20 protein-coding genes are annotated in these 23,345 nt (G+C 66.6%); 1 reads left to right on the forward strand and 19 read right to left on the reverse strand.

The features are described 5' to 3' along the window. Positions 1 to 78: 78 nt before the first annotated feature. The 5 genes from CXQ91_RS09530 to CXQ91_RS09550 all read right to left on the reverse strand — a co-directional run bounded on the left by CXQ91_RS09530 (position 79) and on the right by CXQ91_RS09550 (position 4,749). The gene (locus tag CXQ91_RS09530; RefSeq protein ID WP_104173692.1) at positions 79 to 1,155 is read right to left on the reverse strand and encodes a LacI family DNA-binding transcriptional regulator; all 1,077 of its coding nucleotides are present in this window, start codon (positions 1,153 to 1,155) and stop codon (positions 79 to 81) included. Between the two features lie 100 nt (positions 1,156 to 1,255). Beyond that, entirely contained in the window at positions 1,256 to 1,510 is a 255-nt protein-coding gene (locus CXQ91_RS09535; protein ID WP_104173693.1) for a hypothetical protein, read from the reverse strand. A 23-nt stretch (positions 1,511 to 1,533) separates the two neighbouring features. Then, the gene (locus tag CXQ91_RS09540) at positions 1,534 to 2,421 is read right to left on the reverse strand and encodes a carbohydrate ABC transporter permease (protein ID WP_104173694.1); all 888 of its coding nucleotides are present in this window, start codon (positions 2,419 to 2,421) and stop codon (positions 1,534 to 1,536) included. Then, positions 2,418 to 3,455 carry a carbohydrate ABC transporter permease gene (locus tag CXQ91_RS09545; protein WP_104173695.1) on the reverse strand — a complete coding sequence of 346 codons (1,038 nt, stop codon included), beginning with the start codon at positions 3,453 to 3,455 and terminating at the stop codon, positions 2,418 to 2,420. Before CXQ91_RS09545 ends, CXQ91_RS09540 begins: the two co-directional genes overlap by 4 nt. A 7-nt stretch (positions 3,456 to 3,462) precedes the next feature. Next, on the reverse strand, positions 3,463 to 4,749 hold the full coding sequence (locus tag CXQ91_RS09550; RefSeq protein WP_104173696.1) for an ABC transporter substrate-binding protein: 1,287 nt from the start codon (positions 4,747 to 4,749) through the stop codon (positions 3,463 to 3,465). A 110-nt stretch (positions 4,750 to 4,859) separates the two neighbouring features. On the opposite strand from CXQ91_RS09550, the gene CXQ91_RS09555 reads away from it, so the two are divergent. Continuing rightward, positions 4,860 to 6,809, forward strand: coding sequence for a glycoside hydrolase family 13 protein (locus tag CXQ91_RS09555; RefSeq protein WP_374953644.1), 1,950 nt, complete (start codon positions 4,860 to 4,862; stop codon positions 6,807 to 6,809). Positions 6,810 to 6,940: 131 nt separating this feature from the next. Here CXQ91_RS09555 and CXQ91_RS09560 read toward each other — a convergent pair whose 3' ends face one another. The 14 genes from CXQ91_RS09560 to CXQ91_RS09625 all read right to left on the reverse strand — a co-directional run bounded on the left by CXQ91_RS09560 (position 6,941) and on the right by CXQ91_RS09625 (position 23,310). After that, positions 6,941 to 7,552 (reverse strand): hypothetical protein, encoded by a 612-nt coding sequence (locus CXQ91_RS09560; RefSeq protein WP_104173698.1) that lies wholly within the window; start codon positions 7,550 to 7,552, stop codon positions 6,941 to 6,943. Further along, positions 7,549 to 8,214: a DUF6286 domain-containing protein gene (locus tag CXQ91_RS09565; RefSeq protein ID WP_104173699.1), complete on the reverse strand. Its 666-nt coding sequence runs from the start codon at positions 8,212 to 8,214 to the stop codon at positions 7,549 to 7,551. Before CXQ91_RS09565 ends, CXQ91_RS09560 begins: the two co-directional genes overlap by 4 nt. After that, positions 8,211 to 8,594: a hypothetical protein gene (locus CXQ91_RS09570; protein WP_104173700.1), complete on the reverse strand. Its 384-nt coding sequence runs from the start codon at positions 8,592 to 8,594 to the stop codon at positions 8,211 to 8,213. Before CXQ91_RS09570 ends, CXQ91_RS09565 begins: the two co-directional genes overlap by 4 nt. After that, on the reverse strand, positions 8,591 to 8,782 hold the full coding sequence (locus CXQ91_RS09575) for a hypothetical protein (protein WP_104173701.1): 192 nt from the start codon (positions 8,780 to 8,782) through the stop codon (positions 8,591 to 8,593). Before CXQ91_RS09575 ends, CXQ91_RS09570 begins: the two co-directional genes overlap by 4 nt. Next, entirely contained in the window at positions 8,779 to 9,240 is a 462-nt protein-coding gene (locus tag CXQ91_RS09580) for an Asp23/Gls24 family envelope stress response protein (protein ID WP_104173702.1), read from the reverse strand. The genes CXQ91_RS09575 and CXQ91_RS09580 overlap by 4 nt, the downstream gene beginning before the upstream one ends. Before the next feature lie 88 nt (positions 9,241 to 9,328). Further along, positions 9,329 to 9,772, reverse strand: a complete 444-nt coding sequence (locus CXQ91_RS09585; RefSeq protein WP_104173703.1) for a hypothetical protein — start codon at positions 9,770 to 9,772, stop codon at positions 9,329 to 9,331. 275 nt (positions 9,773 to 10,047) lie between these two features. Further along, positions 10,048 to 11,643: a glycoside hydrolase family 68 protein gene (locus tag CXQ91_RS09590; protein WP_104173704.1), complete on the reverse strand. Its 1,596-nt coding sequence runs from the start codon at positions 11,641 to 11,643 to the stop codon at positions 10,048 to 10,050. Between the two features lie 396 nt (positions 11,644 to 12,039). Beyond that, positions 12,040 to 15,780 carry a GH32 C-terminal domain-containing protein gene (locus CXQ91_RS09595; protein ID WP_104173705.1) on the reverse strand — a complete coding sequence of 1,247 codons (3,741 nt, stop codon included), beginning with the start codon at positions 15,778 to 15,780 and terminating at the stop codon, positions 12,040 to 12,042. Between the two features lie 122 nt (positions 15,781 to 15,902). Next, positions 15,903 to 17,444, reverse strand: a complete 1,542-nt coding sequence (locus CXQ91_RS09600) for a glycoside hydrolase family 32 protein (RefSeq protein WP_104173706.1) — start codon at positions 17,442 to 17,444, stop codon at positions 15,903 to 15,905. After that, positions 17,441 to 18,565: an ABC transporter ATP-binding protein gene (locus tag CXQ91_RS09605; protein ID WP_104173707.1), complete on the reverse strand. Its 1,125-nt coding sequence runs from the start codon at positions 18,563 to 18,565 to the stop codon at positions 17,441 to 17,443. Before CXQ91_RS09605 ends, CXQ91_RS09600 begins: the two co-directional genes overlap by 4 nt. Beyond that, positions 18,562 to 19,497, reverse strand: a complete 936-nt coding sequence (locus CXQ91_RS09610; RefSeq protein ID WP_104173708.1) for an ABC transporter ATP-binding protein — start codon at positions 19,495 to 19,497, stop codon at positions 18,562 to 18,564. Before CXQ91_RS09610 ends, CXQ91_RS09605 begins: the two co-directional genes overlap by 4 nt. Then, on the reverse strand, positions 19,494 to 20,444 hold the full coding sequence (locus tag CXQ91_RS09615) for an ABC transporter permease (RefSeq protein ID WP_104173902.1): 951 nt from the start codon (positions 20,442 to 20,444) through the stop codon (positions 19,494 to 19,496). Before CXQ91_RS09615 ends, CXQ91_RS09610 begins: the two co-directional genes overlap by 4 nt. Positions 20,445 to 20,531: 87 nt before the next feature. Further along, the gene (locus tag CXQ91_RS09620; protein WP_104173709.1) at positions 20,532 to 21,509 is read right to left on the reverse strand and encodes an ABC transporter permease; all 978 of its coding nucleotides are present in this window, start codon (positions 21,507 to 21,509) and stop codon (positions 20,532 to 20,534) included. 121 nt (positions 21,510 to 21,630) lie between these two features. Next, the gene (locus CXQ91_RS09625) at positions 21,631 to 23,310 is read right to left on the reverse strand and encodes an ABC transporter substrate-binding protein (protein WP_104173710.1); all 1,680 of its coding nucleotides are present in this window, start codon (positions 23,308 to 23,310) and stop codon (positions 21,631 to 21,633) included. Positions 23,311 to 23,345 lie beyond the last annotated feature (35 nt).

Here is a 23,345-nt window from a genome sequence, read left to right on the forward strand (position 1 = left end):
CAAGCCCCACTCCACTCGGAGGTCTTCTTTTTGTCACCTAACCACGCCGCACGTTCCTAACGTCCGTGGACAATACACCTAGGCTTTTAGCTGGCGTTGTCCGCGGGAAGGGGGCGGCGCCGTCGTTCTCCTGACGATCAGCTGGTGCGGCGCTACCGTCGAGTGGACCGAACCGATGGCACCGTCAAGCTCATCCAGCAGCATCTTGGTGCCGAGTTCAGCCTGTTCGTCAGGCCGCTGCCGCACGGTGGTCAGTCCCATGGCGTCCGAGAAATCGTGGTCGTCGATCCCGATGACGGACAGGTCTTCGGGCACGCGGACGCCCACTTTGTAGGCTTCGAAGATCACGCCCATGGCCATCTCGTCCGACGCACAGAAGATTGCGGTGGGTTTCGGCCCGGGCCGGGCCCACATCCGGGTGAACGCATCCTGCCCGCTGCGGACCGTGAAGTCGCCCCACTCATCCCATTCCGGCCGTACCGTCAGCCCGGATCCGGCCATGACGTCCTGGAACGCCTTGATGCGGACACGGGGAACGTCGAAGTTCAGGTCGGTTTCGTCGTCGCCATGCAGGAGGGCGATGTCCTTGTGGCCCAGGCTGATCAGGTGCCGCACGGCGGTGGACGCAGCAGCGTAGTCATCGATGCCGATGTAGGGGCACTCCTCCACGTGGCCGCCGACCACCACCAAGGGAATGTCGATTTTTTGCAGGTGCTCGATTTCGTCGTGCGTCAGCGCCATACAAAGCACCAGGAGGGCATCGATCTGCTTGTAGACCATGGTCTTGCTGAAGAGCCGCTCACGGTTGCTGCCGTGCCCGCCCAGATTGAACAGCGAGAGGTTGTACTGGCGGGCGTGCAATTCCCGGTCCGCGCCCTCGATGGCCTTCGAGAAGAACCAGCGGCTCACGAACGGCGCCAGCACACCGATGGTCTTGGTCCGCCCGGTGGCCAGCCCCGAGGCGGACGAGGATGCCACGTAGCCCAAGGCACCGGCCACCTCGAGAATTTTTTCCCGGGTGGCCGGTGAAACCCTGGGCAGTCCGCGGACTGCGCGCGAGACGGTGGCGGTGGAAACCCCGGCGGCTGCGGCAACATCCTCAATGCTGACGCCGGAATGGCCGCCCCGTTGAGCCCTGTCAGATGTGCGTGCCACGGTATTTCCCCTTGTCAGCTGTCCGCAGAGTCTTGCTACCTGGTGTTCTGCGGCAACAAACCAGTCTATTCCGCTCAGCCGTTGAGCTCTTGATCAGCTCCTATTTCTTACGCGTAGCGGTCCTGGCGGGCAGCCTGCGGCGAACCCGTACCATCCCGTATAGCGCCAGCAGCGTGGCCAAGAGGCCCAGCGCCCAGCCGAGGGCCGGCTGGGCGGTCACCTCCATCCAGACGGTAACCACCAGCAGGACGACGGCCCAGAACCCCAGGAATCCGATGATGATGTCGAAATCTTCCCCGGAGCGGGCCCGCTTGTGTTCACTGCGGACCCGTCCGTGGTTCTGTTCCGCGCCCATAGCCGTACCTGTCACTTGACGGATCACTTGACGGCGCCGGCGGTGAGGCCGGCAACAATCTTGCGCTGGAAGACCAGGACCAGGATCACCAAGGGAATGGTGACGATGGTTCCGGCGGCCATGATGGCCGTGTACGGAATCTGGTTCGGTTGTGCCCCGGCGAAGCTCGCGATGGCCACCGTCACCGGCTGGGTCGCGTCGCTGGAGAGCTGGCTGGCGATCAGGAACTCATTCCAAGAGGAAATGAACGCCAGAATGGCCGTGGTGAAGATGGCCGGCGCCGCCAAAGGCATGATCACCTTCCGGAACGCCTGCCCCTGGGTGCAGCCGTCCACGCGGGCCGATTCCTCCAGCTCCCACGGCATTTCGCGGAAGAAGGACGTCATGGTGTACACGGTCAGCGGCAGCACGAACGAGATGTTCGGGATGATCAGCGCCTGGTAGGTGCCCATCCAGCCGATGTTGGTGAACAGCTGGAAGAGCGGGGTGATGAGCGCGACGCCCGGGAACATGGATGCGCCCAGGATGAAGCCCAGCACCAGGTACTTGAACCGGAAGTTCAGGCGCGCCAGGGCGTAAGCGGCGAACACGCCGATCAGCAGCGAGATGACCGTCACCGTGACGCCGATGAAAATGCTGTTGATCAGCGCCTGGCCGAACCTGTTGCCAAAGGAGGTGTCGAACGCGGTGATGAAGTTGTCCAGCGTGACGTGGGTTGGCAGCAGCGAGGTGTCGTAGGTAAAGCCCACTTCCCTGAACGCTGTCACCACCATCCAGTACGCGGGCGCCAGGCACCAGATCAGGATCACGGCGGCGCTGATGTACGTGCGCCCCTGTGCCCATTTTTCGCGGTTCTGGGAGGCCTTGCGGCCCCTGTCCTGTTCGGCACGGAGGGCTGTCCCGGTGCTCATTTCTTCCCCTTACCCGTGGCGCCGCTTTGTTCCACAACATTGGCGCCCAGGAAGCGGACGAAAATGAAGGCGACGATGAAGATGATGATGAACGTGATGGTGGATAGCGCCGCGGCCGCGTTGAACCCTTGCCTGATCTGGTTGATCACCAGGATGGACAGTGTGGTGGTGTTGTTCGCACCGCCCGTCAGGATGTAGGGCAGGTCGAACATGCGCAAAGCGTCCAGGGTACGGAACAGGACGGCCACCATCAGGGCAGGCTTTACCAGCGGGAGCGTGATCAGCCGGAACCGCTGCCAGGCAGTGGCGCCGTCCACCTTGGCCGCTTCATAGACCTCGGCCGGGATCATCTGCAGGCCGGCCAGGATCAGCAGCGCCATGAAGGGCGTGGTTTTCCACGTATCGGCAATGATCACCGCCCATTTGGCCGGCCATTCGCTGCCGGTCCAGAGGATGCTGGCGTTGAACAGGTTGTTGGCGATGCCCTCGAAGGCGAAGATGAACAGCCACAGCTGCGCGGTGACGGCGGTGGGGATGGCCCACGGCACCAGGACAGCCGCACGGACCAGGCTGCGGCCCTTGAACGTGCGGGCCATGATCATGGCCATCCAGAAGCCAAGGATTGTCTCGAACGTCACCGTGATGACAGTAAAGAGGAACGTGGTTGCCGTTGCCGACCAGAACTGTGCACCGAGGGTTCCGGGAGGACAAGCGACAGTTCCGCCGCCGGGAGCCGCACACTGCTGCGCGATCCAGTTGACATAGTTTTGGACGCCCGCCGGACCGCCGGCGGTGAACAGCCCAGTGACGGGATCCAGTCCGGCGTCCTTCTGGAAGGACATCACGATGGCACTGATGATCGGGTAAACGATCACCATTGCCAAGGCAATGACGGTGGGGGCAAGGAGCCAGGAAGCCCATTTGCCCTGGCTCAGGATCTTGTTGTCCTCGCCCACGCCCTTGGGGCCGTGGTGGACCGGGGTACCGCCCGACGCCGGTGACTTGACCGGCGTCGGGCCCAATTCGGTTGCCATGGCTAAACTACGATCCCGCACCGGCGGTTTCGATGGACTTCTGCATGTCAGACAGAGCCTGTTCCACCGACTTTTCGCCCTTGAGTGCTGCGTAGGAGTTTTCCTGGATGGCCTGGGTGACGGCCGGGTAGAACGGCGTAACCGGACGCGGCACGGCGTTCTCGATGGAGGTCTTCAGCACCGGCAGGTACGGCAGCTTGGCCACGAGTTCCTTGTCCTCGTACAGGTCGCCGAGCACGGGGGCCAGCGAGCCCTGGGTGGCGAAGAACTTCTGCTGCTCTTCCTCGACCAGGAACTTCACGAAGTCATGGGCCGTGGCCTTGTTCTTCGAGTACACGCTGATGGCTGCGCTGTGTCCGCCCAGTGACGAGGCGCCGGGGCCGTCCTTGCCCGGGAGCGCTGTCATGCCGAGGACGTCCTTGACCTTGGACGATCCTTCAGTGGTGGCCAGGTTGTAGACGTACGGCCAGTTGCGGTGGAACAGCAGGTTGCCGTCCTGGAACGCGCGGCGGCTTTCCTCTTCCTGGTAGGTGATGGCTTCCTTCGGGATGTTGCCGTCGGCGAAGGCCTTCACCAGGTTCTCAAGGCCTTCCTTGGCCTCGGGCGTGTTGAGGCTGGGCTTGCCGTCCTTGTCCAGGACAGAGCCGCCGAAAGAGTTGATGGCCTCGGACGCGTTGACCGTAAGGCCTTCGTACTGCTTGTACTGGCCCGAGTAGCAGCCGATGTTGTTCGCCTTGGCGATGGAGCACATCTCCATCATTTCGGCCCATGTGGTGGGCGCCGTAGGAACAAGGTCCTTGCGGTAATAGAGGATGCCACCGTCGGAGGAAACCGGTGCCGCGTACAGGGTGCCCTTGTAGGAACCGGCTTCAACAGTGGGAGCCAGCATGCCCGCCGTGTCCACTGCCATCTTGTCCTTGAGCGGCTGGAGCCAGCCCTTGGCAGCGAATTCAGCAGTCCACACAACGTCGACACTGGCGACGTCGTAGTTGGCGTTCTTCGCCTGGTAGTTCTGGACCAGGTCATCGTGCTGCTGGTCGGCCTGGTCGGTCTGCTCCTTGAAAGTGACCTTCTCATTCGGGTGGGCCGCATTCCACTTTTCGACCAGCGGACGGACAACATTGCTGTTGTCCTTGCCCTGGACGTACGTGATGGGGCCGCGGCCGTCGAGGCCCTGTTCGGCGTCGCCGCCGCCTCCGCCGCCCGTGGTGCCGCCTCCGCCACCGCAGGCGGAGAGGGTTAACGCCAGTACGCCGGCGGCAGCGGCCGGCAAAAGGAACTTAGGGGATTTCATAAAAAGAGACTCCTCGCTGAGTGTCGAGCAAGATCGGGGGTGCGGTTGAAGTGGTGCCCATCACACTAGTAACGTTGCGGTGAGAAATGCAAGCGTTTACACCGAAGTTTATGGAAAGGATATCTGTGGCATACAGCCCAGTCCCCACTGCCGGCTCCTCGATCAAGGCTTGGTGGGCCAGCGCCGTTGTTTACCAGGTCTACCCCCGGTCCTTCGCCGACGCGAACGGGGACGGGATGGGCGATCTCCGCGGTGTTACGGCGCATTTGGACCATTTGCACAAGCTCGGGGTTGATGCCGTCTGGCTGTCCCCCTTCTACAAGTCACCGCAGGCCGATGCCGGGTACGACGTCGCCGACTACCGCGAAGTGGACCCGCTGTTCGGCACCCTGGCGGACTTCGACGAAATGTTGCAGAAAGCTCACGGCCTGGGGCTCAAGGTGATCGTTGATCTGGTCCCCAACCACACCTCGGACGAACACGCCTGGTTCCAGGAGGCCCTTGCAGCGGCCCCGGGGTCCCGTGAACGGGACCGGTACATGTTCCGGCCCGGCAAGGATTCAGTTCCCGGTTCCGGCGACGGCGACCTGGCACCGAACAACTGGAAGTCCATCTTTGGCGGCCCGGCCTGGACCCGCGTGACGGAGGCCGACGGCGCGCCCGGCGAATGGTACCTGCACCTGTTCGACACCAAGCAGCCGGACCTGAACTGGGAAAACGCCGAGGTCAAGGAGGAAATGCGCTCGGTGCTGCGGTTCTGGCTGGACCGCGGCGTGGACGGGTTCCGCGTGGACGTGGCCCACGGCATGGTCAAGGAAGCGGGACTGCCCGATTGGGAAGGCTCCGCGGCCATGGTGGAAGGGGCCACCGAACTACCCGGCGATGCCCACGGCGGCCATACCGAAGCGGAGGAACCGCACCGCGCCCACGCTGCTGCCGCCGGTAGCACTGCCCCTGCCGCTGCCGGCGGCGCCGCCGTCACCGCAGCCACAGCCGGCGAAGGTGACGGGCACCAGCCGGTCTCGCCGCTCTATCCGCCGTCGCCGTTCTTTGACCAGGACGGCGTCCACGACATCTACCGTGACTGGAACCGGGTGCTGGCCGAATACGACGGCGACCGCATGCTGGTGGCCGAGGCCTGGGTGGAGCCGGCCGAGCGGCTGGCCCGGTATGTCCGGCCGGATGAAATGCAGCAGGCATTCAACTTCGACTTCCTGCTGGCCGGCTGGGATGCCGCACGGACTGCCGTGGCCATTGAGGCTTCACTGCGCGCTGCCGCCACCGTGGGTGCCACCACCACGTGGGTGCTCAGCAACCACGACACCGTCCGGCATAGCACACGCTTCGGGCTCAAGGACCCCACCACGTTCCCGAAGGGCATTGCCGCCGAGGATGAGCAGCCCGACGCCGGACTGGGCCTGGCACGTGCCCGGGCCGCCACCATGGTTTCGCTGGCCCTCCCGGGTTCGGCCTACCTGTACCAGGGCGAGGAACTGGGCCTACCCGAGCACACCGCCGTCCCGGCCGAAGCCCGCCAGGACCCCACGTTCTTCCGGACCAACGGCGTGGAACGCGGCCGCGACGGCTGCCGTGTCCCGCTTCCGTGGAAGTCCGGGGAACCGGGCTACGGGTTCGCGTCGGCAGCCGGAACAGGAACAGGAGCCGGAACAGGAGCAGCCAACGCGCCGGCCGCCCCCTGGCTCCCCCAGCCCGAGTCGTTCGGTGTATTGGCCGCGGACCGTCAGGACGGCGTCGCCGGTTCCACCCTGGAGCTGTACCGTGCGGCACTGGCCCTCCGCCGCGAACACCGGCTGGGCGCCGGGAGCTTCGTCTGGGCAGCTTCGCACGAGCCCGCCGACGGTGTCCTCGCCTTCCGCAACGGGGACGTCCTGGTGATCGCCAACATGGGCATTGCCGCAGCCCCGCTGCCGGACGGATACCGGGTCGCCCTGGCCAGCATGCCGGATGCTGTGACGGGTGGCGACGCCGAAGCGAAGACGGACCTGGCCGGCGCACGGAAGCTGGCACCGAACTCCGCCGCGTACCTCCTCGCCGGCTAAAGCACACGGCTCAAGCACACAGCTCCCGCACAAGGCAGCAGGGGCTCCCTTCCGGAACGGAGCCCCTGCTGCGTTCGGGCTTTTCGCGCTTGGGCCCTGCCGGGCTTGGGCCCTGCGGCCGGGCCCGCGTGTCAGCGGACGCGTTCGGCCCGGCTGAACCGTGAACGGGCACCCGCACTTATGTGGATCAGCACTGGCGTGCGTTTGCCGACGACGGCGTCCAGCGCCTCCACGAGGGCGGAAACATCCGCGGCAAGGAGGTGCGGGGCCACACCGTGGCGCGGCTGCAGCCGGATCTTCAACGCGGGCTCGCCGCGGATCTCGTAGGTGGCTACCATGGCGCCGGCGAGGTCCTGCCGTTCGGCCAATGCCGCCCGCAGCGCCTGTTCGGCCACGCCGCCGCCGATCCGCACGTTGCCGGGGAAATCGCCGGCGTCGTCCTCGGCGACAATCAGGCCGGAGCGGCCTTTGCCCTGCTGAGCCACCCACGCGATCATCGCGGCAATGACCCCGACCAACAGCAGTGCGAGCACGGCCCACAGCCAGCTTTCCTCACGGCCCGGAACTCCGGTGTGCTGGAAGAGCTGGCTCATTCCGCTCCACACGCCGGCGGACCACTGCTGCCACCACGGTCCCGCGGCCGGCACGGTGGCCAGCGTGACCAGGAGCAGTCCGATGACCAGCAGTTTCAGGCCCAGGATTCCGATCAGGATCCGGTTAAGTACTCTGGGGGTGTTGTTCATGCCCCGATCACCCCGGACGTGGCCACGCTGACGCGTACTTCGGGCATGGGAGCGGGGGCCATCTCCCGCAGTTCCTCCAGCACCGACGCCAGGACGGCGTTTTCGCTGACCGGCACCCCGGACGTGGGACGCACGCTGACGGTTACCTGCCGCTGCGAAACTACCACCATCACCTGTTCCGGGGTGACGTTCGCGGCCAGGCGGGCACGGCGGGCAAGCGCGGAGGCGATCACTTCGTCGTCAACCACCACTCCGGCGCGGGGATCCGAGAGCAGGTGCCTGGCCCGCCGTCCGGGCAGCACCGCATTGAGGAAGAAGAACAGCCCCACCATGGCCGTGACGGCTCCGATGACACCGAGCAGCAGGGGTGGTATGCCCTGCGGGAGGGCGACGATGCGCTCCGCCGCAGTCTCCGGATCGATGAGCCACGGCGGCTGCCCGATGGCGCGCACCGCAGCTTCGAGGAGACCGTAACCGCACAGGAGCACCACCAGGACCGCGGCGATGCCGGACACTCCGGCCCGGGAAGAGCGCGTTTCGCGGTCCAGGATCCGCCGCATTCCGGTGCCGCGGGAATCCGCGGCAGGGCCAGCGGAGGCGGTATCCGCGCCGTGACCCGCGGAGTGGCTGCCCTTTGGGCGGACGTCCGTTGCGTCGTTCACTGGACCCTTCCCCCTTCGCTGATGGCGGCGCCGCTGATCCGGATGTCGACCCGGCTCAACTGCGCCCCGCTAAGTTCCGCAACGCGGTGCAGGATGACGGCTTTGGCCGCAACGGCGCGCTCCCAGATGGATCCGCCGAATCCGGCGACGCGGCCCGGATCGCGCAGGACCGTTGTTAATGGCGGGATCCTGATAGGCAGGACGAGCGACAAGGCCAGCAGGCCGTCGTCGTCGGACCAGTCAGCCCGGACGTCGTGCGCCGGGACCCCCAGGGCCTCAGCGGCAGCCGCCCTGGCAAGGCTGGTGAGCGCCTGCGTACTGATGCGGTTGTGTCCGGCCATCACGGAGCCACCGGCCACGGTTCCGGCCGCGCTGCTCATGAGGACGAGCGCCGGCCAGTGATGGCATCGAACACGCTGCGCAGGTCAAGTTTCCCTTCCGCGGCGCGGCCAAGAAGGGCACCGATCCCCATGAACAGCAGCGAAACCAGGAAGCCCCAGACGCCGAACTGGAACGACATAAAGGCCACGAAGGCGCCCACTGCAATTCCCACCACGGTCAGGTTCACTGGATGGCCTCCTTTTCAGTCCGGGCTTCCACGGGCAGGCCGGGCTTTGCCGGACCTGCCACGTAGACGTCGTTGATCTCCACGTTGACCTCGATGACCTGCAGGCCCACGAGCTCTTCCACGGCGGTATAGACGGCGGCGCGGACCTGGTCCGCCAGGGAGTGTAACGGCGTCCCGTAGACGGCAACGAGGTTGATGTCCACTGCCACCTGCGTCTCGCCGACTTCCGCGTGGACTCCGGCGGCGTGGTCCGAGCTGCCCACGGCGTCCCGGATGGCTCCGAGGGCACGGGACGGTCCGGTGCCGAGCGAATAGACGCCCGGCACGGCGCGGGCGGCGATGCCGGCTACCTTGGCAACTGCCGTTTCGGAAATGACGGTACGTCCGGTGCCGGCCGGCAGGGCACTGCCTGGTTCAGCGTGGGCCCCCGGCGCGGGATGTGGATTCTGGTATTCCATCAGGCACTCCCCTTCTCTTGAACACCACCCTATCCCTTGGCCGGGGGAAGCGGCTGAACGCCAGTGGAAATTGCTGAGCCGAAATCCGCTACTTGCAGTTGGCGGCGAGCCAGGCCGTAACCGGGGTCATGGCGGCGTCGAACTTTCCGCTCGAGTACACCGTCTGGTCGCTCAACCCGGCGACGGCTACATCGTTGAGGTTGGCGAAATCGGCTTTGAGCTCGTCCGGAACCCGTTCGGCGGTTTCGCTGAGCTCAGCCTTGAGCTGCTCCAGTTCCGCCGTTTTGCCCTGGGCGGCCGAGAGCGGGAACAGTGAGGCGCCGGTGGCCTGCTGGGAGATGGTGGTGCACGCCTCCGCTGCGGAAGGGAAGTCCCCGTACGGCCCGGAACTCTTGCTGGGTGTCGCCGTTGCCGTGGCGGTTGCGGGAGCGGACGACGACGGCGCGCTGCCGGCTTCGGGTGCGGAGCATGCGGTGAGTGCCAGTGCGGCAAAGAGGGCGGCTGCGGTCAGAGGGCGTGCAAGGTTTTTCAAAAGTCACTTTTCTGGTTGAGATTGCGCCGCCCGCTCCGTTCCGGCAGCTGGCGGCATTGGCGTTCTGTCCCCGGCGTGCGAGTCTAGCCCGGATGACGTGCGGGATTCCATGCGGGACTGCTGACGCTTCCCCTTGAACGAGGCAGGCTTCCCGTTTTCGGCCGCAGATGCATCCGTATATAAGAGGTACAAAATAAGAGGCACAAAAAGGAACAGGGGCGTCCGGATAATTCCGGACGCCCCTGCTGCTGCGGGTGTGAAGCTACCCGGCGGTGTTACTTGTAGAGACCTTCGCCGCCAACCTTGAGGTTGGTGGGCAGGTAGCCGAACGGGCCGAGGCCGTTCTTGCCAAAGCTGCGGTCCACCTGGGACACGCCGTCACGGAAGTTGATCTTCACGGTGGGCGAGAGTGAGCCGCCGCGGACGCCGTTCACGTTGTCGATGAAGGACTGCACCAGGCCGCCCGGCTGTACGTAGTGCGAGTAGGCCTGGAACTGGCGGCCGTTCTGGTTCGGGGTGGGAGCCTCCGGGGACTCGGACGGGAGGTTGAGGTCCGTCGGTGAGCCCAGGGCCAGGCCGCTGTTGTTCATCGGCTGGTAGTCGGAACGGACGCCGTCGCCGACGAAGCCGTAGACACCGTCCGGTCCACGCATGCCGGCTGCGTAGGTGAACTGGTGGCTGATGGTGAACAGGTAGTACTTGTTCTTTCCGCCTTCGTTCTGGATGAAGATCTGCGGACGCTCAGTCTGGTCGTTCACGCAGTTGGCGGAGAGAACCGGCGGCAGGAAGGACCACTTGGTCAGGTCCTTGTTGTCCGCCACGGCCAGCCCGACGTTGGCGGTCTGGTAGTAGGCGCCGCTGCTGTTGACCTCGTTGAGGTTCTCGGCGTTGGGGTCGCCCGGCTTGTAGCCCAGGTCCTCGGGCTTGCACTCGTATTCGCCGCGCTTACCGCCGGTGTTGCCTTCGAAGACCATGAAGGTCTTGCCCGGGTGGGCCGGGTCCGCGAACGTGTAGGGGTCGCGGAAGGCGAAGCCCGGGTTCTGTGCCTTGTTCTGGTACATCTTGCCGTCCGGCTCAAGCAGCTTGGTGTGCTGGAAGCCGTCGAACGTGACGCCGTTCTTGTCGGCGTGGATGTTGCCCAGCGCCTTGGCGATGGCTGCGTCCGGCGCGATGCCGCCGCCGCCGGCGTTCCGCTCGGCCACGTCGTAGAACGTGGTGGCGGTGTAGAACACGTTGACGTGGTTGCCCTGCATCAGGCGGGTGGAGCCGGACCATTCGGTGTTGCCGATGGAGGTGTTGTCCAGGAACAGGTGTCCGCCGTAGTTCCACTTGTCCTTGGCCGGGTCGGCGTTGGTCTTGCGGAAGAAGTAACCGATCCGGGCGTTCCAGTGGCGCTGGTCGAAACCGTAGCCGGCGTGCCGGTCGGCGACCAGGGAGAAGATGACGTCGTAGCCCTTGTAGCTGATCTGGTTGGCGTTCTCGTCAGTCAGGGACCAGGTGTCCCAGACCCAGACGTCGTCATTCATGGCGGGGAAATCCTCGGGGATTTCCGGCATGGTGACGTCGGGGCTCATGGAGTTCTGGCCGGGCGTCACTGTGGAATCGCTCTGCGCCATGATCTGCTTGGCGTCGGCGCGGGTCCACTTCGAGGTGAAGTCCGCCGCCGGGTCGTAGGCCTTCTGGCTGTGATCGGTGGGCAGCGGGAAGCCGGGGGTGGGGGCAGGCATCTGCTCAGCGGCGGGCGGGTCCGCGGGTTCGTTGGCCTGGGCCGACGGAACCGCAAGGAAGGCAGAGGCCGCCACGGCCGCTGCCAGTGCTGCGGCGGCGGGGCGCCACCGCAGCATCCGGGGTGTGTTGGGGTGCTTGTGCATTTTTTGCTCTTCTCGCGGAGTAAGACCATTCGTGGAAGACGGGCATATGCCCTTTTCCCGAAACTCCGGCGTTCCCGACAACGCGCAGGCGTCATCGAGGACGCCTTTGTGTCGAGGGGTACGGGGCTTGGGTAGTGCCCCGCGAGGCGACCCGGAAGATGATCTCTTCCGGCGCCGGTTTCCACGCTAGGCGGGCCGCGGCCTGCTTATCAAACCGTGTTTCGGGCCGCCCAAAACCGAGTTTCGCTCCATTTGTGCAAGCGCTTACATTGCCCATTGCGCGCGCGTGCCACAGGAAATTTTCCACGTCAAATGTTGCATCTTAAATCAGATTTAGTGTGAAATGTCACCCTCCGGCCACCAGCGGTTCACCTTCCTCCACGGCTTGGAGCACGCTTATCCGGAGCCTGTCACCAGCACATCCTGATACGCTGCCCGGCCGTCGAACACGTTCAGGCCCACCCTTCCGGATGCCAGCGAAGCGTCATCGACGGCCAGGATTTCGGCGCCGTCGAGCGTCACGGTCAGCCGCTCCCCCGCGGCCCGGGCCTCCAGGCTGTAGCTGACGCCGTGGTTCAGCAGCAGCGGGACACTGGCAAGGACGCTGTTGGCGGGATTGAAAACGCCGTCCTGGAGCTTGAAGATCCGCGCCAGCCGCAGGTTCGGGTCCAGGTTGACGTAATACGCTGTGGAGCCGTCGGCCGAGGCACGCAGGAGCACCGAACCGGCGCCGCCGTAACCGTGGCCGGGCACCTGGTCGCTGTTACGCATGGCTCCGGCGTAGGGCACACCGCCGAACCGCACGGTCGCCGCCACCCGGACGTCCGAGTAGGTGGCCGCACTCATGGCTGTGGAGTCTTTGTCGAACATGCCGGCCAGCCCCGCTCCCGTGCTTTCCCAACGGCCGCCTGGAACCATCGAGTAGGAGCCGAGGTTGTGCCTCGCGGTGCCGGTTGCTGCGGGAAGGACGGCCGACGGCGGCGCTCCGGTGAGGCGCGCGGTGTCCGCCAGCTGGTGGACTTTCGCGGAGACCAGCCTGGCGTTGCCGCCGCTTGTGCTGAAGGTCAGCCCCGTGGAGGCCGGGTCCGGGAAGACCAGGGTTGTTATGGCTGCCGTGCCGTCTCCGCCGAAGACTTCAACCGAGGATGAATCCACCAGCGCCCTCAGCTTCACGCGGCGCTCGGTGCCGCCCCCGGAAGCTGCCACGGTTTCGGAACTCCACGCCGTGCTGGAGTTGTCCGCCGCCGCACCCGCGAAATATCGGGTGAAGTCCGCCCTGCCGGACTGTCCGCGGTCTAGCGTCATGGTGCCGGCTCCCGTCCCAGCGCCGGTGGCATAGCGGAGCAGCGTTTCCTGGACGGTGCCGCCTGCCGGGCCTTTCCGGAGCCCGAAAGTGAAAGCCGAGGCGCCGCCGGAGGAGGGGATCGCCACTTCGGCTTCCAGTTCGAAGGACCGGCCGGAGGCGGCCGCGAGCGGGTTGGCTGATGTTGGTGTGACGGTGACCTCGGACGCCTGCCACGTGGACGTCCGCAGGCCGGCCAGTTCGGCCACCGGTTCCTGCCCAAGCCGGAGTCCGGCGCCGGGAACATCCTTCAGGCTGAGCTGCCGCGGGACGCTCAGCTGCCCGTTCCACCGGCCGGTGGGCGGGCTGAAGGCATAGTCCCAGTTGCTCATCCAGCCCAGCATGATGCGCCGGCCGTCCGGGACACCGAAGAAGCTCATGGCCGCGTAGTAGTCGCGGCCGGAATCGGCCTGCAGGACCTGCTCCGGACCGGTGTCCGCGGTGAATGCGGTCCCGTTCCACGTCCCGGTGACGTATTGCGCGGCGGAGCCGTTGGTTGGCCTGACGGCACCCGTGCTCCACCACAGCACCCAGCGTTTGACGCCGGGCTGTCCTTCCACCGGCAGTTCAAAGAAGTCCGGACATTCCCAGACCCCGCCGCGGACCCAGTCGCCGTAGCCGAACGCGCTGGTGAACGTCCAGTGGACCAGATCCGTGGACGTGTGGAAGCGCAGGTGGTCGCCGCCGGCCACCACCATGATCCACTTGCCGCCCGCCGCGTCCCAGGTGACCTTGGGGTCCCGGAAGTCCCAGCCGCCATCCGGACCACCGGGGTTTTCCACGACGGGCGCGGCTTGCACCAGCGCCCAGGTGCGGCCGTGGTCCTTGCTGTACACGGCGCGCACGGACTGGTTTCCGTTGGCGGCGTCGTGGTTGAAGCTCGTGTAGAACGCCACGAGCCCCTGGCCGCCGTCGAACAGCCCGCTGGCATTGGTGGCGTCCACCACGGCGGAACCGGACCACGACTCGCCGGCCGCCAGGTGCGGCAACGCGATGGGCAGCTGTGTCCAATGCAGCAGGTCGGTGCTGACGGCGTGCGCCCAGCGGCCGCGGTCCTGGTGGAAGAGGTGGTATTCGCCGTCGAAATAGACCAGTCCGTTGGGGTCGGAGCTGTTGCCGGAATTCTGGCTGTAGTGGTATCCGGGCTGGTAGAGGCCGTTCATGTAGCTGGCAACATCGTCTGCCCGGACATTTTGGAAGTAGGCTCCGCCGCCGCTGACGCGCAGCCCGAAGCCGCTGCCCGTTCCCGTCCCGGCCGGCCCGGAGACGGCCTGGACGCCATTGATCAGGACTGTTGCCTGCGTGCCCCGGACCGTGAGCTGGACGCGGTTGAACTGGCCCGCGGCAAAGCTGTCCCGCGGAACGGCCCCGCTGGCCAGGACGGATCCCGTGGTGCGGTCTTTCAGGAGCACCGTTCCTGCGCCGGGGTCCACCCGGAGTTCGGTGCCGCCGGTGCCGTCGGCTGCGCTCCGGACCACGACGGCGGCCGTTGCCGGTGCGGCGACGTCGAGGTCGAGGGAGGCGACGACGTCGGACGCTGCCGCCGGAACGAAGCGTGCGGCTTCCGTACCGGCCGGCAGGCCGTCCGTTGCGCCGCGGATGCCGCGGGCATCCGGCTCCCAGCTGCCGGACGAGGTGTGCCAGCCCTGCAGGGACGTGTCGAGGCCCTTGAGGTCCATCCCCTGGAACACGGTGGCGCCGTTGAAGGTGAGCAGACCAACGTGGCCGGAGCCGTGCGCGGTGTCAGTAGCCGTGATCACCGGGGCATAGCCGTTCGGGTCCAACAGGTCCGTCTGCCAGCGCACGGCGAGCTGCCCGCCGTCGGCCGTCACCCGCAGCCGGTACACAGTGTTGACGGTGACGCCCGTGGCGTAGCTGCCGAGGGTGGCGTTGTCCTCGAGCCGGTACAGCCGCAGCCGGCCCGCGTTGGCGTCCACTTCGGCCGCGTAGCCGGCGGTTCCGGCAGCGTTGGAGCGGAACAGGACTGCACCCACGGCATGCGCCGACGTCACCTGGAGGTCGGCGGTGAAGTCCGTGACCTGCGGGGACTGGCCGGTGGCGACGGCCCTGATGTTGGCGCCGCCGGGAGCAGCACCCCGGAAACCGGTGGCGGTGGCAGTCCAGCCGGAAGCGTCGGCCAGCCAGCCGCTGACGTTGGCGTCGATGGTGCGGACCTGGGGCTGGCTGAAGTTCACTGCGCCGTTGTAGGCGTGGAGCCCCACATGGCCGTCCTGGTACCGCTGGTCCGAGGTGTCGATCCGGGCCACGCCGTCCACTGCCACGTAGATCCGCGGTCCGTCCACGTGGACGTCCACGGAGTAGCTCCGCCCGGTATCCAGCGTGACTGCCGCGGACGGCGCCACATCCTCGCCGGTGGCCAGATCGAAAAGCCGGACCCGGTCAAGGTTCGGATCGATGGTGGCCGCGTAGCCGCTGCTGGCATCGGCCGCGCCGCGGAACACCAGCGCTCCCACGGCGTGGGGGCTGCCCGGGTCCACGGACACTTCGGCCGTATACCTCGCGGTCCCGCTGATGCGCTGCTCACTGATGGCAGCGGCGTTCTGGTCCGGCGGGGCGACGGCGGTCTGGCCGCCGCCGGACGTCCGGGTCCAGCTTCCGCTGACGGGCACCACGTCGGGCATGGGGCTGGTGCTGCTGCCCAGCGTGATGGGCCCTGTTCCCGGAACAGCACGGGCGGGCGGGGCCATCATGGCCGGGGCCAGAACGGAACCCGCAGCCAGGGTGCCAAGGCCGAGCGCGGCCACGGTAAAACCTGCAACGAACCTTTTGGACATTCAGATCGCCTTTGATCTTGGAAAATGCTCAGGATGGGGGTGTTTTAGGGCCATCGATTGCTCCGTAACGGCCCTTATGAAGCCCCAAAAGGGCCGTTACGGAGCAACCGACGATGGCAGGGCTAGGGGAACAACGGGCGCGGGCCGCCGAAGACTCCCTCCATGCGCCAGGCGTCCAGCTGCTGCAGCCGGACCGTTCCAGCCGCCGACAGCCGGACGGCCTCCCCGCCGAGGGTTGGATACGCCCGGGCCGTCAGCGGCTTCCCGTTGGCGAAGATCTCCAGCGCCGAGCGGTCCACCAGGACACGCAGGTGCAGCTTGCCGCCGGGCAAATGCACCGGGCCGGATTTCTCCTCGGCATCCACGGTCCGGTCCAGGCTGCTGTGCTCGCGGTCCAGGAGCACATAGGACTGCGGGAAGCCGCCGCTGCCGACGTCGTATCCGACCTCGATGACTGTTTCCTCGGCCCCGGTAGCCAGGATCCCCAGCCGGAAGACACTCCCGGGCTCCATTTCGAGGTCCAGTTCAAGGTCCAGCTGGTGTCCCGCAACTCCGGCGAGCACCTCGCTCGCGCCAACGGTGCGGGGACCGATCCGGACATGGTCACGCCGCAGCGACGCCACCTCAGGCACCGGCGCGAAAGACAGTTCCCCGTCCGGGTCGAGGGTGGCCACCCGGGGCAGGCTCATCACGCCCGACCAGCCGGCCTCCACCATGGCGGCCTCCGTCCGGCCCTCCTGCAGCCAACCGAACATGACCCGGCGGCCGGATCCGTCGGCAAAGGACTGCGGGGCGTAGAAGTAGCGTCCGCCGTAGTCGAGCCGGTGAAGTTCCCGGGGCGTGTACGAATCCCCGGCGTAGCGGCCCGTCCAGTAGAGCGGGTGGCGGGTGTCGCCGTCGTGCCAGGCTGAGAAGACGAACACGTCGGTGCCGGGTGTCCGGTCACCCAAAGCGCCGGCCCCCAGGGTCCCCCCGCCCGCGCGGAACAGGTCCACGCACTCCCACATGGTGCCCTGCCAGTCCGCGGCTGCCTGGTCGCCGGAGGCGGCATCGCCGATGAACAGCGGACCGATGTACTCCCAGCGGCGGAGGTCGGCGGACTCATACAGGAAGGCCGTGCCCCCGCGGCCGCGGATTCCGGATCCCACGAGCTGGCGCCAGACTGTGCCCTGCCGCCAGACGCAGTGGTCACGGTAGGCGGTGATGTCCACACCGGCCGGCGGCGCCGGAATCACCGGGTTTTCGGGTGCTTTGGTCCAGGCCAGGAGGTCCGGCGAGCCGACCGCCACGCAGGGCAGTTCGCGCTCCCCGAGCCGGCCGGAGTACACCAGGGTGGGCGTGCCGCCGTCGTTCACCAGCACACCGGACCAGCAGCCGTCGGCGTCCGGCCCGTCGGAAGGCTCCAACGCCACGGGTTGGTCGGCCCAGTTGACCAGGTCCGGGCTGGTGGCGTGGCCCCACAGGATGCGGTGGTGGAAGGCGCCCTCCGGGTTGTACTGGTAGAAGAGGTGGTAGGTTCCGTTCCACTGGCTCACGCCGTTGGGATCGTTGAGCCAGCCTGCGGGTGAGACGAAGTGGAAGCGCGGCCGGTGCGGGTCTGCCTCGGCCCGTGCCACGAGCTCATCCCGTGGCACGGTGGCCAGGGGGTGGGTCAGTTCGGTCATGCGGAAGCCTTGTTTTCTGTGCGGGAGTCGTCGGTTGGCGACGCGTCCGGGGATTCGAGGGGCTCGGCGGACAGGGCATGGCTGGCTGCCGTTGCCGGTGGCCGGTACAGGTGGCAGCGGACCCAGTGCTCGTTGGCGGGATCGCCCACGCGGTGCCGGACGGGTTCGGTGGCGGAACAGCGCTGCTCCGCGTCGCCGTCGAACGCGCACGACGCCGACTCCATCACCGCGGCGCGCAGCGCCGCACGCTCGTGCGGGTCATAGGACCCGGTGCGGGCGGGATCCGGCACGGCCGAGACCAGCAGCCGGGTGTAGGGGTGGGCCGGGTTGGCCAGCAGGTCCAGCGATTCGCCTTCCTCTACGAGTTCCCCGGCGAACATCACGGCGATCCGGTCCGCCAGGTAGCGGGCGGAGGCGAGGTCGTGGGTGATGTAGAGCATCGAGATGCCTTGCTTGTCCCGCAGCTGGCGCATCAGGTTCAGGATGCCGATCCGCACGGAGACGTCCAGCATCGAGGTGGGTTCATCCGCGAGGATCACCTCGGGTTCAACGGCGAGCGCCCGGGCGATGGCCACGCGCTGCCGCTGCCCGCCGGAGAGTTCGTGCGGGTAGGAGTTGAGCATGTCCGGGGTGAGTCCCACCGTCGTCATCAGCTCATCCAGGCGGCGGCGCAGCTGATCCGGTGTCCCTGCCTTTCCGTGCAGCGTCAGGGAGCGGGTGAGGAAGTGTTCGATCCGGTGGACCGGGTTGAGCGAGCCGAACGGATCCTGGAACACCATCTGCAGCCGGGACCGGTATTCCCTGGATGCCTGGAACCGGTCGCGTTTGAGGACGTCCGTTCCGTCGATCAGGATCTGGCCGGCGGTGGGCTTCTCCAGCCGCGCGATGCAGCGGGCCAGGGTGCTCTTGCCTGAGCCGGACTCCCCCACGAGCGCCACGATCTCGCCTTTCCTGATGGCGAGGTCCACGCCGCCGAGCGCCCGGACCGAGGCCCGTGAGAACAGGCCGCCGCTGTGGAAGTCCTTGACCAGGCCTTTCACTTCGAGGGCGGGAGCTCCCGTTTGGGTGAGGTCCTGCTCCTTGGCTGCCGGTGCCGGCCGTGCTGAAACCGGGGTGCTCATGGCTGTGCTCCTTGGAGGGCGGGAAGGGGGGACACGAAGTGCGCGGGCGACACTTCCTGGAGATCGGCGATGTTGCTGAACTTCACGCCGTCGGCCAGGCCCGTCAGGGGAACACGGGGTCCGGTAAGCGGCGGGAACGCCCCCATCAGTGCCTGCGTGTAGGGGTGGAGCGGGGCGGCGTGGATGTCCTTGGCTTTGGCAGTCTCCACGATCCGGCCGCCGTACATCACTGCCATCCGGTGCGAGAGCTCCACCATGAGGGACATGTCGTGCGTGATGAACAGGACGGAGAAGCCCAGTTCGCGCTGCAGCTCCTTGATCTGGGCCATGATCTCCTGCTGCACCACCACGTCCAGCGCGGTGGTGGGCTCGTCCAGGATCAGCAGTGAGGGCTTGAGCGCGACGGCCATCGCAATCACGGCGCGTTGCCGCATGCCGCCCGAGAGCTGGTGTGGGTAGGACTTCAGCCGCGCGGGGTCGATCCGGACGAGTTCGAGCAGTTCAGCTGCCCGCCGCAGCGACTCCTTCCGGGTGTAGCCGGCATGGGTGGTGTAGATATCCACGATCTGGTCGCCGATGGTCATCACCGGGTTCAGCGAGTTCATGGCGGATTGGAAGACCATGGCCACGTCCTGCCAGCGGAAGCGGCGCAGCTCTTCCGGCCTCATGGCAAGGACGTCCTTGCCGCCGAAGCGGATGCTGCCGCCGGAGATTTCCGCCGGGTCCCGCAGCAGCCGCATGATGGCGTTGGCAATGGTGGATTTACCGCAGCCGGATTCGCCGGCCAGGCCGAAGATTTCGCCGACGCCGATGCTGAAGGAGACGCGGTCGACGGCGGTGGTGGAGCGGGTGTCGCCGCGGTACTTCACGGTGAGGTCCTTGATTTCCAGGACCGGTTCGTGGGAACCGAAGGAGGTCTGGGAGACGGTCATGCCGATGCTCGCTTTCCGGGTTTTGCCGGCTTGGGCTTGCGGATCTTCCTGAGGCGGGGATTCGTGACCTCGTCCACCGCGTAGTTGACCAGGGACAGCGAGAACGCCACCAGCGCGATGCACAGGCCGGAGGGCACAAAGACCCACCAGCTGCCGGTGAGCAGGGCGCCCTCGTTGCCGGCCCAGTAGAGGTTGTTGCCCCAGGAGACCGTGCTGACGTCACCAAGCCCCAGGAACTCAAGGCCCGCCTGGGCGCCGATCCCGTAGATGATGCAGGCCAAAAGCGTGCCCATCACGATGGAGGCCATGTTGGGCAGGATCTCGCGGAACATGATCCGCAGGGGCCGTTCACCCGTGACCACGGCAGCGGCCACGAAGTCCTTGGAACGGATGGACAGTGCCTGCGAGCGGAGCACCCGGGCGGAGCCGGCCCAGCCGGTGACCACGAGGACCAGGATCACGGTGCCCAGGCCCGGCGGCAGGAACGCGGCCAGGATCACCAGGAGCGGCAGCCCCGGCAGGAGCAGGAACACGTTGGTGGTGAGGGACAGGGCCTCGTCGATGAACTTGCCGAAGTAAGCCGAGGCCAGGCCCACGAGGATGCCGATGAACGTCGAGGCGAAGCCCACGGTCAGGCCCACGAACAGGGAGCTGCGTGCGCCGTGGATGGTCAGGGCCAGGACGTCCTGGCCCTTGGCGGTGGTGCCCAGCCAGAACTCGGCATCGGGCTCCTGGGACGCCATGCCGGTGATTTTGGAGGGATTGTCCGGGTAGAGGACGGGGGCCAGGAGCGCCAGGGCGATGAAAACGAACAGGATGGCCGCGCCCGTCATGGCCTTCTTGTTGGTCAGCAGGCCGTGCAGCAGGCTGCGGTTGGGCCTGCGGACGGAGGCTCCGGGCGGGAGTCCGGCGCCGCCGTCGGGCGTTCCTGCCGTGTTTCCGGCCAGGGTGCCCGGCGGAGTGCCGCCGGCGAGGGTCTCCCCCGACACGGTGGAGGCGGTGGTTGCGATGGAAGAGGTCACGGTCCGTCCTTCCTAGTTGGCGCGCACGCGCGGGTCGAGGCGGACGTAAAGGATGTCCACGAGGAAGTTGGCCAGCAGCACGGCGGCCGTGATGGTCAGGAAGAGCCCCTGCATCAGCGGGTAGTCGAGGCCCTGCACGGCGTTGAGGAGCTGGTAGCCCACGCCGGGGTAGGCGAACACCACCTCGGTCAGCAGCGCACCGCCCACCACGAAGCCCAGGCTCATGCCGAAGCTGGTGACGGACGGCAGCATGGCGTTGCGGGCGGCGTAGCGGAACATGATCCGGCCCGGGCGCAGGCCCTTCGCCTCGGCCATGGTGATGTAGTCCTCGGCGTTGGTGGCGATCATCGTGTTGCGCATGCCCAGCATCCAGCCGCCCACCGAGACCAGCACGATGGTGAGGGCCGGCAGCACCAGGTGCATGCCGACGTCGGACATGAACTCCCAGCTGAAGCTGGGCTCAATGGTGTCGCTGAACGCGTGGCGGATGGGGAACCAGCCCAGCGTGACGCCGAACAGATAGAGGGCACCCATCGCGAGCCAGAAGTACGGGAAGGACCCGATGAAGATCAGGAAGGGTGGCAGTGCCGAGTCGATGGCTCCGCCGCGCCGCCAGGCGGCCAGGATGCCGAGCAGGTTGCCCACGACGGCGGCAATCACCAGCGCGGTCCCGCCCAGCAGGAGCGTCCAGCCCACCTGCGAGGCGATGACTTCGGTGACCGGGGTGGGGAAGCGGGAGATGGAGACGCCCATCTGCCCGGTGACCATGTTGTGCATGTAGCCGACGTACTGCTCCCAGATGGGGCGGTCGTCGACGCCGAGCAGCTTGCGCAGGGCCTCGATCTGTTCGGGCTGCATGCGGTCCTGGGTGCGGGCGAACATGCGGGATACGGGGTCCCCCGGCATAAAGCGCGGGAGGAGGAAATTCAAAGTGATGGACACCCAGAAGGCGATCAGGTAGAAACCCAGGCGGCGCAGGATAAAGCGCACGGTTTCCCTCCATTCGGGAATTGCGGAAGTGGGGCGGCGTGCCCGGTGCCGTGGCTTGGTGCCGGGCACGCCGATGCTGCTGGTGGGGCGGTGGGCCTGCCGGGCCCTGGTGGACCCTGGCTTACTTGGCCGGTTCCAGCGAGGTCAGGACCAGCACCGTGGTGGGTGCCCGGACCGAGAGGGTGGCGTACGGGTTTTCTTCCGTGGGCCAGCCGGTGAAGCGCGTGTTGTTGTAGGCGCCCCATTCCGGTCCTGCGAACAGCGGGATGGCGGGGGCAACGGCGCTGTACTCCTCCTGGAGCTTGTCCGCGATCTCGTGCTGCTTGTCCTGGTCGGCGGCCGCCGCGAATTCGGTCAGCAGGGCGTCGGCCTTGGCGTCGCCGAAGCGGTGGTAGTTCTCGAACGTCTTCTCCCCCACCGGCTTGACCGTGGCGGTGCCCATCATGCCCGCGAAGTACTTGTACGGGCTGGGATCGTTGGCGCTCCAGACGATGCCGGAATCGAAGTCACCGGTCTCATAGCCTGCAACCACGGCTGCCCAGTCCGGGGAATCAACCTTGGCCGTGACGCCCACCTCGGCGAGGTTCTGTGCGATCACGTTGGCCACGGAGAGCCAGTCGGAGGACGCGGCGCCCACGGAGATCTTGAACTCGAAGGGCTTGCCGTCCTTCAGCGTGCGCTTGCCGTCCGCGCCCTTGGGGTAGCCGGCCTTGTCCAGGAGTTTGTTGGCCTCATCAACGTTGAGCTTCGTCCAGTCGCAGTCGTCCTGGACTTCCTTGTTCTTCCAGGTTTCGTAGTTTCCGGACAGGCCGGTGCAGTCCGCCGGCTGGGTGTAGCCGCTCATGCCGATCTTGGTGACCTGCTCACGGTCCACGGCCATGGAGAGGGCTTTGCGGACGTCCGTGTCGTTGAACGGGGCCTTGGTGGTGTTGAGCTGCCAGTTGATCATGGAACCCGTGGGCGGGAACCAGTACTTTCGGTGGTCCGGGTCCTTGGAAATGAACGTCTTCTCGATGTTGGGCATGTACTGCGGGGCCCAGTCCACGTCGCCATTCGCCGCGGCGAGGTTGGCGCCGTCGTTCCCGGCGAAGGCGAGCATCTTGATGCCGGCGATCTTCTGCTTTTCCGGCTGCCAGTAGTTGGGGTTCTTCTTGAGCACAAACGACTGGGCCTGGAAGGTGTCCACTTCGGTGTACGGGCCGGTGCCCACGGGCTTTTCGTTGGCGTCCTTCTCGGGGTCCGCAATCTTGGACCAGACATGGTCCGGCAGGATGCTCAGCTGGCCGAGGTCGAACAGTGCCGGGGACCAGGCGGTCTTGAAGCTGAACTTGACCTGGTTGGTGCCTTCGGCCGTGACCGTGTCCAGGTAGTCGTAACCGCCCTTGATTTTCTTCTGCAGCGCGAACGTGGTGACCACGTCGGCCGGGACCAGGGGCTGGCCGTCGGACCACTTCACGCCGTCGCGGAGGGTGAAGATGATGGACTTGCCGTCCTCGGCTGCCTTCCATTCGCTGGCCAGCCACGGGGTGGTTTCACCCTTGGCCGGGTTGTAGACCAGCAGGGATTCGTAGATGGCCTGCTGGGTCATGGGGGCCACGGTGGGGGCGAACGGGTTGAAGTTCCGGACGAATGTGCCCATGTCCTCGCGGGGAATGGTCAGGAGCGCGCTTTGGGCTGAGGCGTCAGCCTTCGCGGAGCCGGAGTTGCCCGCATTGGCGGAGCACCCGGTGAGCACCAGGGCACCCATGGCCAGGCCGGCCGCCGCAATGCGGGCAGACCTCAGGAATCGTGCTTGTGTCATGATGGATATCTCTTTCCTCGTCTTCGCTGTCGAAG

It is taken from the genome of Arthrobacter sp. Y81 (assembly GCF_002929335.1).
Classification (GTDB): domain Bacteria; phylum Actinomycetota; class Actinomycetes; order Actinomycetales; family Micrococcaceae; genus Arthrobacter.

Coding starts and splice junctions, on each gene's coding strand:
- CXQ91_RS09535 (WP_104173693.1), bottom strand. CDS start 1,510: ATGGGCGCGGAACAGAACCACGGACGGGTCCGCAGTGAACACAAGCGG.
- CXQ91_RS09560 (WP_104173698.1), bottom strand. CDS start 7,552: ATGAACAACACCCCCAGAGTACTTAACCGGATCCTGATCGGAATCCTG.
- CXQ91_RS09595 (WP_104173705.1), bottom strand. CDS start 15,780: ATGTCCAAAAGGTTCGTTGCAGGTTTTACCGTGGCCGCGCTCGGCCTT.
- CXQ91_RS09550 (WP_104173696.1), bottom strand. CDS start 4,749: ATGAAATCCCCTAAGTTCCTTTTGCCGGCCGCTGCCGCCGGCGTACTG.
- CXQ91_RS09545 (WP_104173695.1), bottom strand. CDS start 3,455: ATGGCAACCGAATTGGGCCCGACGCCGGTCAAGTCACCGGCGTCGGGC.
- CXQ91_RS09570 (WP_104173700.1), bottom strand. CDS start 8,594: ATGAGCAGCGCGGCCGGAACCGTGGCCGGTGGCTCCGTGATGGCCGGA.
- CXQ91_RS09600 (WP_104173706.1), bottom strand. CDS start 17,444: ATGACCGAACTGACCCACCCCCTGGCCACCGTGCCACGGGATGAGCTC.
- CXQ91_RS09610 (WP_104173708.1), bottom strand. CDS start 19,497: ATGACCGTCTCCCAGACCTCCTTCGGTTCCCACGAACCGGTCCTGGAA.
- CXQ91_RS09580 (WP_104173702.1), bottom strand. CDS start 9,240: ATGGAATACCAGAATCCACATCCCGCGCCGGGGGCCCACGCTGAACCA.
- CXQ91_RS09590 (WP_104173704.1), bottom strand. CDS start 11,643: ATGCACAAGCACCCCAACACACCCCGGATGCTGCGGTGGCGCCCCGCC.
- CXQ91_RS09605 (WP_104173707.1), bottom strand. CDS start 18,565: ATGAGCACCCCGGTTTCAGCACGGCCGGCACCGGCAGCCAAGGAGCAG.
- CXQ91_RS09625 (WP_104173710.1), bottom strand. CDS start 23,310: ATGACACAAGCACGATTCCTGAGGTCTGCCCGCATTGCGGCGGCCGGC.
- CXQ91_RS09555 (WP_374953644.1), top strand. CDS start 4,860: ATGGAAAGGATATCTGTGGCATACAGCCCAGTCCCCACTGCCGGCTCC.
- CXQ91_RS09540 (WP_104173694.1), bottom strand. CDS start 2,421: ATGAGCACCGGGACAGCCCTCCGTGCCGAACAGGACAGGGGCCGCAAG.